This is a genomic window from Actinacidiphila sp. DG2A-62, from assembly GCF_035825295.1.
Classification (GTDB): domain Bacteria; phylum Actinomycetota; class Actinomycetes; order Streptomycetales; family Streptomycetaceae; genus Actinacidiphila.
Genome location: NZ_JAYMGI010000002.1, coordinates 6655622 through 6668641, shown reverse-complemented (window position 1 = coordinate 6668641; position 13020 = coordinate 6655622). Strand labels below are relative to the sequence as shown.

The window sequence follows — 13020 nt, the reverse complement described above, 5'->3', positions numbered from 1 at the left end:
GCTACGCCTCCTCAGTGCTCTCGACGCCGTCGGCCGGCTCGGCGCCGTCGTCCGCCGCGTCGCCGGAACCGCTGTCCGCCGAGCCGTCGGCCGGGCGGTTGAACTCGATCTCGACCCGGGCCCGCGCGATCTGCGCGAAGTCCGCGCGGGCGGGCTTGGGCTTGCGGCCCTTGACGCCCGGGACCTCCAGGTCGAGGCCGGTGTCGTCCACCGTCATGATCCGCGCGATCAGCTCGCCGCGCTCCTTGAGCTGGAGCTTGACCAGCCGCAGGCGTTGCGGCGGAAGTGCCGGGGCTCGGTCAGCGGGCGGTCGGCGCCGGGCGAGCTGACGTCCAGGACGTACTCGCCGTCGCCCATCACGTCGGAGGCGTCCAGTTCCTTGGACAGCGCGCGGCTCAGCTCGGCGACCTCGTCCAGATTCACGCCCTCGTCGCTGTCCACGACGACCAGGAGCTGCCGGCGCTTGCCCGCGGCGGTCACCTTGACCTCTTCCAGGTCCAGGCCCGCCTGCACGACGAGCGGCTCCAGCAGTGCGCGCAGCCTCTCTTTCTGGGTGGTGCTCATCCGGGTGACTCCTCGGCCGCGTCTGCTGTTGTCATGGAAGGCCGCGTGATCAGCGTGCTCTCGCGTGCTCTCAGCGTGCAAGGCCAAGGCTACCCGAGTTCGCACCGGCGTTTCCGCCGCCCTCGGGCGCTGTCGCGCGGGTCGGCGCGCGTCCCGGGCGACGCGACGCCGCGGCGACTCGCGCGACGGCCCTAGACTGCGCGGCATGATCCCCGAGGTGGTCCGGCCGAGCCGGCGCACGGTGCTGGGCGTGGCGGCGGCCGGGGTGCTGACCGGCTGTTCGTCGGGCGGTGCGTCCGCCGGGGCGGCGCGGTCGGCGCCCGTTCCCGGCGCGGCCGAGCGCGCCCGTGCCGCGGCCGACAGCCTCGGCCTGCTGCGGCGGTACGACGCGGCGGTCGCCGCCCACCCGGACCTGGCGGTGCGGCTCGCGCCGCTGCGGTCGGAGGTGGCGCGGCACGCGTCGGCGCTCGGGGCGAAGCCGCCCGCCGCGGCGCCCCCGGGCGGCTCGGCGCCTTCCGCGCGCCCGGCGAGTCCGGCCGGCTCGGGGCCGTCCGCCACGACGCGGGCTCCGGCCGCGGACGCCGCGGCGACCGCGCCCCCGTCCGCCGGGGCGCGCGACGGCGCGCCGACGCCGCCCGCGACAGCTCCGACGTCCGCGCGCCCGCCGGGCGGTGCGGCCTCGCCGGGCGCCTCGGGCACGCCGGCCACGACGGCCCCGGCCGTCCCGGCCGGCTCTCCGGCCACGCTGGCGTGGCTCGCCGCGGCCGAGCGGGCGCTCGCCGACCGCCGGGCGGCGGCGCTGCTCACGGTGCCGGGCGACCTCGCGCGGCTGCTGGCCTCGATCGCCGCCGCGGACGCGGGCCACGTGGTCCTGCTGGCCCGCACCCCGCCCGCCAGGACCGGCGTCTCCCCCGACGCCGACCTCGCGTCGGGCCCGAGCGCCCCTGCGGCGGTTCCCGCCGCCGGCGCGGAAACGAACGCCACGCCGGCCTCCGACGCCCGCCCGGTGACCGGATCGGGGCCGTCGGCCGCGTCCGGCGCCACGGCGGGCGACGGCACGGGCGCGCGTTCCGTTACGTCATCGGACGCGGGCGCCGCGCCGGCCGCCGGCGCGGACGCCTCCCCGGGCAGCGGTACGTCCGCGGGTCCGTCCGCGAGCGGCAGCACGGGCGGACCCGGAAGCGCGGGCGCGGGTACCTCCGCAGGCGGCGACTCGGGTACCGGCACGTCCGCAGGCGGCGACTCGGGCGCCGGGACGTCCGCCGGTGCCGGTCCGCGCACGGCCGACGATGCGGGCGGAGGCGCGGGCGCAGGTGGTACGGGCGGAGACGGCGCGGGCGCAGGTGATACAGGCGCAGGCGGTAAGGGCACGGGCGCGTCCCCGGGCGCCGCGACCGTCCGCCGCGAGGCGTCCCCCGTGCTGGCCGCAGCGCAGGCCGCGCTCGCCGCGGAGCACGCCGCGGTCTACGGGTACGGCGCGGTCGGCGGGCGGGTCGGGGCCGGGCGGGCGCGAGAGGCCCGGGCGGCGTACGACGCGCACCGGGCGGCCAGGGACGCGCTGGTGCGCACGGTGACCGGGCTCGGCGGGACCCCGGTCGCCGCCGCGGCGGCCTACGCGCTGCCGTTCGCCGTGCCGGACCGGGCCGCGGCGGTACGGCTGGCGGCCTATCTGGAGGAGCGGGTGGCCGGCGCGTACGGCGATCTGACCAGGGCCGCGACCGGGACCGTACGCCGTGACGCGGCGGCCGCGCTGCGGGCCTCGGCGGTGCGCGCGGTGCGGTGGAGCGGCGGCAGCGTAGCCTTCCCGGGGTTGGCGGAACGCCGCTGAGCCCCGGTCCCGGCGGACCCGCCCGGTGCGGCCCGGCGCCGAGGCGCGCGGCCGTCGCCGACGCCGCCCGCGCGGGGGCGCACCCGCCACCGCCGCCCGTACTCGTCACGGAGGGAACGCACCGCAGTGGAGCTGCAACCGCCGGAACGCCTGGCCCGTACCGTCGTGGCCTGGGAGGGCGAGGCGGGCCGGGAATGGCTGGCCCGGCTGCCGGGGCAGGTGGCGGGCTACCTGGATCGGTGGCAGCTGACGCCGGAGCGGGTGTTCGAGGCGGGCGGCCAGATCAGCATGATCGTGCTGGTCAGGACGGCCGACGGGACGCCCGCGGTGCTCAAGGTCGGCATGGTGACGCGGGAGAGCGCGCAGGAGCACGCGGCGCTCGCGCACTGGGACGGGCACGGCGCGGTGCGCCTGCTGCGCGCGGAGCCCGAGGAGGGCGCGCTGCTGGAGGAGCGGCTGCACGCGGACGTCTCGCTGCGCTCGCTGGCCGAGCCCAAGGCGATGCTGGAGGCGGCGGGGGTGCTGCGGCGGCTGTGGGTGCCGCCGGCCGACGGCCACCCGTTCACCTCGGTCGCCGACCGGACCGCGGACCTGGCGGCGCTGCTGCGCGTGCGCCGCGCGCGGGACTTCGCGGCGGACGCGCGGGAGCTGATCGACGAGGCGCTGGCGGTCCGCGAGGAGCTGGTCGGCTCGGCGCCGGAGCCGGTGCTGCTGCACGGGGACTTCCACCACGGCAACGTGCTGTCCGGCGACCGGGTGCCGTGGCTGGCGATCGACCCCAAGCCGCTGGTCGGCGAACCGGCCTTCGACCTGGCGTGGCTGGCCAGGGACCGGCTGTCCACCCTCGCCGCCGAGCCCGGCTCCCGCGCCGCCGCCCGCCGCAGGCTCGCCCGGCTCGCCGACTCCCTGGAGGTCGACGCCGACAGGCTGCGCGGCTGGGCGGTCTTCCGCGCGGTCGAGGCGGGCGTCTGGTACCTGTCGGTCGGCGGTCGCACGGACGGCGAACTGCTGCTGGAGTTCGCCAGCTGGCTCTGAGCCGGGGCGCGCCCGGCCGGGAAGGCGCCGGGCGGACCGGAACCCCCGCCCGGACCGGAATCCCCGCCCGGCCCGCGGCACCGCTCGGCCCGCAATCCTGCCCGGCCCGCAAACACCGGCCGCCCCGGAGGCATCGGGGCCGCGAAGCACCGGCCCGGGGGCCCATGCCGGGAGGAAGTCCGCCTCACGGCGAGCCCCCGCCCGGCGCGGGACCGGCGCCGCGCCGGCCGAGGCGCCGCCCCGCTCGGACGTATGCCTCCCGGCCGCCGCGGGGCCTGCGCGTGCCTCAGCCCGCCGTCCCGCCGGTCAGGCGCGCGACCGCCTCCGCGAAGGCGAGGTCCTGCCGCTCCCCCGTGGCGCGGTCCTTCAGCTCCAGGACGCGCTCGGCGGCGCGGCGGCCGGCGACGAGGTGCCGGGGGACGCCGATGAGGTCGGCGTCGGCGAACTTCACCCCGGGCGACAGCGCGCGGTCGTCGAGCAGCACCCGCAGTCCCGCCGCGGCGAGGGCCTCCGCGGCCTCCTCGGCGAGCGCGAGCGGCCCGCCCTTGCCCGCCGCGACGACGTGGACGTCCGCGGGGGCGACCTCGGCCGGCCAGCACAGTCCGCGCGCGTCGGCGGTCTGCTCGGCGAGGGCGCCGACCGCGCGGGACACGCCGATGCCGTAGGAGCCCATGGTGACCCGGACGGGCTTGCCGTCGGGGCCGAGGACGTCGAGCCGGAAGGCGTCGGTGTACTTCCGGCCCAGCCGGAAGATGTGGCCCACCTCGATCGCCCGATCCAGCGCGAGGCCGGCCCCGCAGCGCGGGCAGGGGTCGCCGGGCTCCACCACTGCGACGTCCAGGTAGCGGTCGACCTCGAAGTCGCGTCCGCAGACGACGTCCCAGGCGTGCCGGCCGGCGTGGTTGGCGCCGGTGACCCAGGCGGTGCCGGGCGCGACCCGGGGGTCGGCGAGGTAGCGGACGGCCAGTCCCTGCGGGCCGATGTAGCCGCGGACCAGGTCGGGCCGGGCGGCGAAGTCCTCGGCGGTGACCAGCGAGACGACGGCCGGCGCCAGGTGCTCGGCGAGCTTGCCGAGGTCGACCTCGCGGTCGCCGGGCACGCCCACCGCGGTGATCTCGCCGTCGACGGTGACCAGGACGTTCTTCAGCACCGCGGACGCGGGCACGCCGTGCCGCTCGCACAGCTCGGCGACCGTCGCGGTGCCGGGGGTGTCGATCTCCCGCAGCGGGCCGGGCGCGTCGGCCGCGGGGACCTTCGCGGTGAAGGCGACCGCCTCGGTGTTGGCGGCGTAGCCGCAGCCGGCGCACGCGGCGAAGGTGTCCTCGCCGGCCGCGGCGGGCGCGAGGAACTCCTCGGAGCGCGAGCCGCCCATCGCGCCGGACACCGCGGAGACCACCCGGACGTCCAGGCCGAGCCGGCGGAAGATCCGCAGGTACGCCTCGCGGTGCAGCCGGTACGCCTCGTCGAGGCCGTCGTCGCCGGTGTCGAAGGAGTAAGCGTCCTTCATCAGGAACTCGCGCCCGCGCAGCACCCCGGCGCGGGGCCGCGCCTCGTCGCGGTACTTCGTCTGCACCTGGTAGAGGATCACCGGCAGGTCCCGGTACGAGGTGACCTGGTCCTTGACCAGGTGGGTGAAGACCTCTTCGTGGGTGGGCCCGAGGACGTAGCGGGCGCCCTTGCGGTCGGTGAGCCGGAAGAGCAGGTCACCGTACTCGCCGGCGCGGCCGGTCGCCTCGTACGTCTCGGCGGGGACCAGCGCGGGCAGCAGCACCTCCTGGCCGCCGATGGCGTCCATCTCCTCGCGCACCACGCGGGCCACGTTGTCCAGCACCCGCTTGCCCAGCGGCAGCCAGCTCCACATGCCGGCCGAGGAGCGGCGGACGTACCCGGCGCGCACCAGCAGCCGGTGACCGGGGCTGTCGGCGTCGGCCGGGTCGTCGCGCAGCGTCCTGACCGTCAGCCGGGACATGCGCTGGACCTGGGTGCTGGCCTGCTGGGGCATCGGCGTCTCCTGGGGTTGCCGGGGTGCGGCGAGGATAGACAGCGCCGGGACGGCTCAGGAAACCGTTTTATCCGCCGCGGCCGGCGGGCGGGGCAGCGGCAGCGGCGCGCCCATCACCGCGTACGGGCGGGCGGCGCTGGGGAAGTGCACCGGCCGGGCCAGGTCGCGGTAGCCGAGGGTGTGGTAGAGCCGCCGGGCCGGGCTGTCGCCGTCGATGGCGGACAGGATGCTGCGCGGCTGCTCGGCGTGGTCGGTGATCGCGGTGATGAGGCTGCGGCCGATGCCGCGGCCCTGGTAGGCGGGCAGCACGTGCAGTTCGGTGATCACGAAGGAGTCGTCGAGCCAGTCGTCGTTGCCCTCGCGGCGCAGGTAGGGCTGCACGACGCTGGACCACCAGTGGCCGCGGTCGTTGGGCTGCCCGTAGACGAAGCCGACGAGCCGGTCGTCGGGGGTGCGGGCGCCGAGCGCGCGGGCTCCGGGGGAGGCGAGGTGGCGCAGCACGATCTGCCGGCGGATGGCCACCTCCTCGGGCCCGAGTCCGAAGGCGACGGCCTGTACGGCGAGGGCCTCGTCCACCCTGGCGGCCAGGTCGACCGGCGCGACCACCACATGCTCCATGCCGGGACCCTACCGGTGGCGGCGCCCGCCGCGCGCGCCGGTACGCGGGCCTGCCCGCGCGGCGCGACCGCGGGCGCCCGCGCCGGGCGGTGCCCAGGGCGTGTCCGCAAGGTCGTGCCTGCCCCGCGGGCGACGACACGACCTTGCGGACACGCCCTAGAACAGCACGCTCATGAACGCGCCGACCTCGGTGAAGCCGACCCTGCGGTAGGCGGCGCGCGCGGGGGTGTTGAAGTCGTTGACGTAGAGGCTGACGACGGGGGCCACGTCGCGCAGCGCGTAGTGCAGCACGGCGGCCATGCCGGTCTCGGACAGGCCGCGGCCGCGGTGCGAGGGCGCCACCCACACGCCCTGGATCTGGCAGGTGTGCCGGGTGACCGCGCCGATCTCGGCCTTGAAGACCACCTCGCCGTCCTCGATCCGGGCGAACGCGCGGCCGGTGGAGACGAGTTCGGCCACCCGCGCCTGGTAGAGCAGGCCGCCGTCGCCGGCCAGCGGGGAGACGCCGACCTCCTCGGTGAACATGGCGACGCACGCGGGCATGATGACGTCCATCTCGTCGCGCCGGACCCGCCGCACCCCGGGGTCGGGGGCGATGTCGGCGGGCAGCGAGCGGGTGGTCATCAGCGGCTGGTGGGCGCGCACCTCGCGGGCCGGGCCCCAGTGCGGCTCCAGCTGGGACCACAGGTCGGCGGTGGCCTCGGCCGGGCCGACGATGGACGAGCAGCGGCGGCCGGCCCTGCGGGCCCGCTCGGCGAAGGCGCGGATCGCCTCGGGGGTGGCGCACAGCGGCACCAGGTTGGCACCGGCGTAGCACAGCGAGGTGAGCCGGCCGCCGGAGTACCAGCCCCACATCTCGCCGCCGAGCCGCCACGGGTCCAGGCCCGCGACGTTGACGCGCGAGGTCACGAACGCGTTGGCCACCGGGTCGCGGCCCAGCACCGCGAGCGCGGCGTCGAGGTCGCCTGGCTCCAGGACTCGGGCTGTCGAATGCGTCAACACGGGGACACCTCACCGTACGGGCCGTGAACGCCGGCGGAAGACGGTTCCCGCACCTTACCTCGCAGGGCGGGGCCGTGCCCGGCGCCCGGGAAAGGGCGGCCAGGGCACGGCCGGAAACGTCCGGAACGTGCCGCGCGGCGGCGTCCGCGGGGGCGCGGTGCTGCGGTCAGGAGACGCTCACCTGCGGCTCGCCCGAGCCGATGCCGGCGGTCTCCATCTCGGCGGCGATCTTCATCGCCTCCTCGATCAGCGTCTCCACGATCTTGGACTCGGGCACGGTCTTGATGACCTCGCCCTTGACGAAGATCTGGCCCTTGCCGTTGCCGGAGGCGACGCCGAGGTCGGCCTCGCGGGCCTCGCCGGGGCCGTTGACGACGCAGCCCATGACGGCGACGCGCAGCGGCACCTCCATGCCCTCCAGGCCCGCGGAGACCTGGTCGGCGAGCTTGTAGACGTCGACCTGGGCGCGGCCGCAGGACGGGCAGGAGACGATCTCCAGCCGGCGCTGGCGCAGGTTCAGCGACTCCAGGATCTGGATGCCGACCTTGACCTCCTCGGCCGGCGGCGCGGACAGCGAGACCCGGATGGTGTCGCCGATGCCCTCCGAGAGCAGCGCGCCGAAGGCGACCGCGGACTTGATGGTGCCCTGGAAGGCCGGGCCGGCCTCGGTGACGCCCAGGTGCAGCGGGTAGTCGCACTTCTGGGCCAGCAGCCGGTAGGCGTTGACCATCACGACCGGGTCGTTGTGCTTGACCGAGATCTTGATGTCGCGGAAGTCGTGCTCCTCGAACAGCGACGCCTCCCACAGCGCGGACTCCACCAGCGCCTCGGGGGTGGCCTTGCCGTACTTCTCCAGCAGCCGCCGGTCCAGCGAGCCGGCGTTGACGCCGATGCGGATGGGGACGCCGGCCGCGGAGGCCGCCTTGGCGATCTCCTTGACCTTGTCGTCGAACTGCTTGATGTTGCCCGGGTTGACGCGCACCGCGGCGCAGCCGGCGTCGATGGCGGCGAAGACGTACTTCGGCTGGAAGTGGATGTCGGCGATGACGGGGATCTGCGACTTGCGGGCGATCACGGGGAGCGCGTCGGCGTCGTCCTGGGTCGGGCAGGCGACCCGGACGATCTGGCATCCGGAGGCGGTCAGCTCGGCGATCTGCTGCAGGGTGGCGCCGATGTCGGAGGTCCGGGTGGTGGTCATCGACTGGACGGAGACCGGTGCGTCGCCGCCCACCGCGACGCTTCCGACCTGGATCTGACGGCTTTTGCGGCGGTCGGCGAGTTTGGTCGGAACATCCGGCATACCGAGCGAAATCGCGGTCATCTGCGTGGCATCCCCAAGGTTGTACGAGGTCCCGTCGTCGGCGGGCTCCGGGATCGAGATTACGGCACCGCGCCCGCGGTCATCACCCGGCTCGGGGCATCGCGGATGTCACGAATTGAGTTTGACCGGGTTGACCACGTCGGCGATCAGCACCAGCAGCGTGAAGGACACGAAGATACCGGCGACGACATAGGCGATCGGCATCAGCTTGGCGACGTCGAAGGGCCCGGGGTCGGGTTTGCGGAACGCGCGGGCGGTGTGCCAGGCGCAGCGACTCCCAGAGCGCCCCGGCGATGTGCCCGCCGTCCAGCGGCAGCAGCGGGAGCATGTTGAACAGGAACAGCGACAGGTTGAATCCGGCCACCAGCAGCACCATGGTGGCGATGCGGTCGATGGCGGGCTCCTTCAGCGCGAAGACCTCGCCGCCGACGCGGGCCGCGCCGACCACGCCCATCGGGGAGTCGGCCTTGCGCGGGGCGCCGTTGAAGGCGGAGTTCCACAGGTCGGGAATCCGCTTGGGCAGCGACACCAGGGAGTCCACGCCCTGCCGGGCCATGTCCTCCATGTGCGAGAAGGACGCGGCGAAGCCCAGTTGCTCTATGTGGGTGGCCGGGCTGAAGCCGAGGAAGCCGGCCTTGACGGTGCCGTCGACGTAGTCGCCGTCGCCGTTGGTCTTGGCGACGGTGTTGGTGGTGATCACCGGGTGCAGGGTGACCCGGTGGCCGTCGCGCAGCACCACGATGGTGGCGCGGCCCGGGTGGTCGCGGATGTCGTCGGACAGCTGCGCCCAGTTCTTCACCGGCGCGCCGTTGAACTCCAGGAACCGGTCGCCGGCCTTGAAGCCGGCGGTCTTGGCCGGTGCGACCGGGTCGGTGGGCAGGCACGGGTTGTCGGGGTTGCGCTTGGTGGTGTCGGACTGGGAGATCACGCAGTCGCTGACCTGGCCGATGACGGTGGTGCGGGCGGTGATGCCGAAGCCCATGAAGACGGTCAGGAAGAGCGCGACCGCCAGGATCAGGTTCATGAACGGGCCGGCGAACATCACGATGACGCGCTTCCACGGCTTGCGGGTGTAGAAGAGCCGGTCCTCGTCGCCGGGGCGCAGCTCCTCGAAGGCCGCCGAGCGGGCGTCCTCGATCATGCTGCGCCACGGCGAGGTGGAGCGCGCGGTGATGCGGCCGTCCTCGCCGGGCGGGAACATGCCGATCATCCGGATGTAGCCGCCGAGCGGGATGGCCTTGAAGCCGTACTCGGTCTCCCCCTTGTGCCGGGAGAACAGGGTGGGCCCGAAGCCGACCATGTACTGCGGCACGCGGATCTTGAAGAGCTTGGCGGTCGACAGGTGGCCGAGCTCGTGCCAGGCGATGGAGACCATCAGGCCCACGGCGAAGACCACTATGCCGAGGACCGTCATCCATGCGGTCATACGCGTGCTGCCTCCGATGCCTGTGCCAGTTCCCGGGCCCGTGCGCGGGCCCAGCCCTCCGCTTCGAGGACGTCCTCGACGGTGAGGGAAGTTCCCGCCGCGGGGGTCCCGTGCTCCGCGACGACCCGGGCGACGGTGTCCATGATGCCCGTGAAGGACAGCCGGCCCGCACGGAACGCGTCGACGCACTCCTCGTTGGCCGCGTTGAACACCGCCGGGGCGGTGCCCCCGAGGCTACCCACATGGCGGGCCAGCGCCACCGCGGGGAAGGCCTCCTCGTCCAGCGGGAAGAACTCCCAGGTGGCCGCCTTCGTCCAGTCGAAGGCCGGCGCGGCGTCCGGCACCCGCTGCGGCCAGCCCAGGCCCAGCGCGATCGGCACCCGCATGTCCGGCGGCCCGGCCTGGGCCAGGGTGGAGCCGTCGGTGAATTCCACCATCGAGTGAATCGCGGACTGCGGGTGGACGACGACCTCGATCCGCTCGAACGGGATGTCGTAGAGCAGGTGTGCCTCGATGACCTCCAGCCCTTTGTTGACGAGGTTGGCGGAGTTGATCGTGATGACCGGGCCCATGTCCCAGGTGGGGTGGGCCATCGCCTGCTCGGGTGTGACGTCGGCCATCTCGGCCAGGGTGCGGCCGCGGAACGGGCCGCCGGAGGCGGTGACGATCAGCTTGCGGACCTCGGAGCGGTCGCCGCCCATCAGCGCCTGGAAGAGCGCGGAGTGCTCGGAGTCGACGGGCACGATCTGGCCGGGCTTGGCGATCGCCTTGACCAGCGGCCCGCCGACGATCAGCGACTCCTTGTTGGCCAGGATGAGCACCCGGCCGGCCTCCAGGGCGGCCAGCGTGGGGCGCAGCCCGATGGAGCCGGTGATGCCGTTGAGCACCGAGTGGCAGGGCAGCGCGGCGGCCTCGGTGGCCGCGCCGGGGCCGGCCAGGATCCGCGGCAGCGGCGCGGCGCCGTACACGGCGGCGAGCGCGGCGCGCAGCGGGGTGACGGCGCTCTCGTCCGCGACCGCGACGGTGGACACGCCCAGCCGGTGCGCCTGCTCGGCGAGCAGGCCGACGCGGCTGCCCGCGGCGGACAGCGCGACCACCCGGAACCGGTCGGGGTTGCGCAGCACCACGTCGACGGCCTGGGTGCCGACCGAGCCGGTGGAGCCGAGGATCACGATGTCGCGCGGGCCGCCGCCGGGCTCCGGGGAGACGTGGGGGCGGTAGTGCGGGTCTGCGAGAGCGTCGGTCATGGCCTCATTCTGTCCTGCCGCGGCGCCGTCAGTGCACCGGCCGGTGGACGTTGTCCTTCCGGGACGGGCCGGGGGCGGCCTCGGCGATCCAGGCGCCGTCGCGGGTGAGGTCGACGATGCCGGCCTCCAGCCAGCCGGCCTCGCCGGCCAGCACCGAGCGGGCGAGCGCGCGGTCGGCGTCGTCGGTGTTGGTCCACAGCCGGGCGAACAGCTCGTCGGCGCGGACCCTGGCCTGGCGGCAGAAGACGTCGGCGAGCCGCGCGGCCTGCCGGCCGCCGTCGCCGGCCGCCGCCAGGTGCTGGGCGCGCACGCAGGCGGCGCTCATCGCGAACAGCTCGGCGCCGATGTCGACGATCCTGGCCAGGAAGTTCTGCTTCAGCTCCATCCGGCCCTGCCAGCGCGACATGGCGTAGAAGGTGCTGCGGGCGAGCTTGCGGGCGCTGCGCTCGACGTACCGCAGGTGAGTGGCGAGCGGGCCGAACTCCGCGTAGGAGCTGGGCAGCTGGCCGGGTCCCGCGACGAGCTTGGGCAGCCAGCGGGCGTAGAAGCCGCCGGCCCTGGCGCCGGCCCTGGCCTTGTCGGCCAGGCCCTTGTCGGGGTCGATGAGGTCGCCGGCCACCGACAGGTGGGCGTCGACGGCCTCTCGGGCGATCAGCAGGTGCATGATCTCGGTGGAGCCCTCGAAGATCCGGTTGATCCGCAGGTCGCGCAGCATCTGCTCGGCGGGCACGGCGCGCTCGCCGCGGGCGGCCAGCGAGTCGGCGGTCTCGAAGCCGCGGCCGCCGCGGATCTGCACCAGCTCGTCGGCGATCCGCCAGGCCGCCTCGGAGCCGTAGAGCTTGGCGAGGGCGGCCTCGATCCGGATGTCGTTGCGGTCCTCGTCGGCCATCTGGGAGGACAGGTCGAGCATCGCCTCCAGGGCGAAGGTGGTGGCCGCGATGTAGGAGATCTTGGCGCCGACCGCCTCGTGCTCGCCGACCGGCTTGCCCCACTGCTCGCGCTCCGCGGCCCACTCGCGGGCCTGCTTCAGACACCACTTGCCGGCGCCGACGCAGCCGGCGGCAGCGACAGGCGGCCGGTGTTGAGCGTGGTCAGGGCGATCTTGAGGCCGGCGCCCTCGGGGCCGATCCGGTTGGCCGCGGGGACCCGCACCCGGTGGAAGCGGGTGACGCCGTTCTCGATGCCGCGCAGGCCCATGAAGGCGTTGCGGTTCTCCACCGTGACGCCCTCGGAGCCGGCCTCGACGACGAAGGCGGTGATGCCGCCCTTGTGCCCCTCGGACGTCGGCACCCGGGCCATCACCACCAGCAGGTCGGCGATGACGCCGTTGGTGGTCCACAGCTTCACGCCGTCCAGCACGTAGTCGTCGCCGTCCGGGACGGCCGCGGTGGCCAGCCGGGCCGGATCGGAGCCGACGTCGGGCTCGGTGAGCAGGAAGGCGGAGACGTCGGTGGTCGCGCAGCGCGGCAGAAAGCGCTTCTTCTGCTCCTCGGTGCCGAAGAGCTTCAGCGGCTGCGGTACGCCGATCGACTGGTGCGCCGACAGCAGCGCGCCGATCGCGGGGCTGGCGGAGCCGACCAGCGCGAGCGCCTTGTTGTAGTACACCTGGGTGAGGCCGAGCCCGCCGTACTCCTCGGGGATCTTCATGCCGAGCGCGCCCAGCTCGGCCAGCCCGGTGATGGTCTCGTCCGGGATGCGGGCCTCGCGCTCGATCCGCGCCGCGTCGACCCGCGTCTGGCAGAACGCGCGCAGCTTCTCCAGGAACGCCTCGCCCTTGGCCACCGCCTCGGGGGTGGGCTGCGGGTGGGGGTGGACGAGGTCGAGCCGGAAGCGGCCGAGGAACAGCTCCTTGGCGAAGCTGGGCTTGCGCCAGTCCTGTTCCCTGGCCTCCTCCGCGACCTGGCGGGCTTCGCGCTCGGAGACCTTGCGTGCTGCGGCGGGTGCGGACACGGTTGCGTCACCTCCGGGTAGCCGGCT

The 13020-nt window shown here is 74.8% G+C and carries 7 protein-coding genes and 3 pseudogenes; 2 read left to right on the top strand and 8 right to left on the bottom strand.

The window, feature by feature from the left end; translation table 11 throughout:
- Position 1: 1 nt before the first annotated feature.
- Positions 2-564: pseudogene (gene rimP / locus VSR01_RS30010) on the bottom strand (ribosome maturation factor RimP).
- A 1417-nt stretch (positions 565-1981) separates the two neighbouring features.
- On the opposite strand from rimP, the gene VSR01_RS30005 reads away from it, so the two are divergent.
- Both VSR01_RS30005 and VSR01_RS30000 read left to right on the top strand, forming a co-directional pair.
- On the top strand, positions 1982-2392 hold the full coding sequence (locus VSR01_RS30005; RefSeq protein ID WP_326453896.1) for a DUF4439 domain-containing protein: 411 nt from the start codon (positions 1982-1984) through the stop codon (positions 2390-2392).
- Positions 2393-2518: 126 nt separating this feature from the next.
- On the top strand, positions 2519-3427 hold the full coding sequence (locus VSR01_RS30000) for an aminoglycoside phosphotransferase family protein (protein ID WP_326452170.1): 909 nt from the start codon (positions 2519-2521) through the stop codon (positions 3425-3427).
- Positions 3428-3713: 286 nt separating this feature from the next.
- On the opposite strand, the gene VSR01_RS29995 is transcribed toward VSR01_RS30000, so the two are convergent.
- The 7 genes and pseudogenes from VSR01_RS29995 to VSR01_RS29965 form a co-directional block, all read right to left on the bottom strand.
- On the bottom strand, positions 3714-5429 hold the full coding sequence (locus tag VSR01_RS29995) for a proline--tRNA ligase (RefSeq protein ID WP_326452169.1): 1716 nt from the start codon (positions 5427-5429) through the stop codon (positions 3714-3716).
- Positions 5430-5483: 54 nt separating this feature from the next.
- Positions 5484-6047 (bottom strand): GNAT family N-acetyltransferase, encoded by a 564-nt coding sequence (locus tag VSR01_RS29990; protein ID WP_326452168.1) that lies wholly within the window; start codon positions 6045-6047, stop codon positions 5484-5486.
- 156 nt (positions 6048-6203) lie between these two features.
- Positions 6204-7049 (bottom strand): GNAT family N-acetyltransferase, encoded by an 846-nt coding sequence (locus VSR01_RS29985; protein ID WP_326452167.1) that lies wholly within the window; start codon positions 7047-7049, stop codon positions 6204-6206.
- Between the two features lie 166 nt (positions 7050-7215).
- Complete coding sequence (ispG, locus tag VSR01_RS29980) at positions 7216-8370, bottom strand: flavodoxin-dependent (E)-4-hydroxy-3-methylbut-2-enyl-diphosphate synthase (protein ID WP_326452166.1); 1155 nt, start codon at positions 8368-8370, stop codon at positions 7216-7218.
- A 108-nt stretch (positions 8371-8478) separates the two neighbouring features.
- Positions 8479-9796: pseudogene (locus tag VSR01_RS29975) on the bottom strand (M50 family metallopeptidase).
- The gene (gene dxr, locus VSR01_RS29970) at positions 9793-11043 is read right to left on the bottom strand and encodes a 1-deoxy-D-xylulose-5-phosphate reductoisomerase (protein ID WP_326452165.1); all 1251 of its coding nucleotides are present in this window, start codon (positions 11041-11043) and stop codon (positions 9793-9795) included. The pseudogene VSR01_RS29975 and the gene dxr overlap by 4 nt, the downstream one beginning before the upstream one ends.
- Before the next feature lie 28 nt (positions 11044-11071).
- A pseudogene (locus VSR01_RS29965) lies at positions 11072-12993 on the bottom strand (acyl-CoA dehydrogenase family protein).
- Between the last annotated feature and the right edge of the window lie 27 nt (positions 12994-13020).

What these genes read in the sequence shown, in the direction of transcription:
- VSR01_RS29995 (WP_326452169.1), bottom strand. Translation starts at nt 5,429, where the DNA reads ATGCCCCAGCAGGCCAGCACCCAGGTCCAGCGCATGTCCCGGCTGACG.
- dxr (WP_326452165.1), bottom strand. Translation starts at nt 11,043, where the DNA reads ATGACCGACGCTCTCGCAGACCCGCACTACCGCCCCCACGTCTCCCCG.
- ispG (WP_326452166.1), bottom strand. Translation starts at nt 8,370, where the DNA reads ATGACCGCGATTTCGCTCGGTATGCCGGATGTTCCGACCAAACTCGCC.
- VSR01_RS29990 (WP_326452168.1), bottom strand. Translation starts at nt 6,047, where the DNA reads ATGGAGCATGTGGTGGTCGCGCCGGTCGACCTGGCCGCCAGGGTGGAC.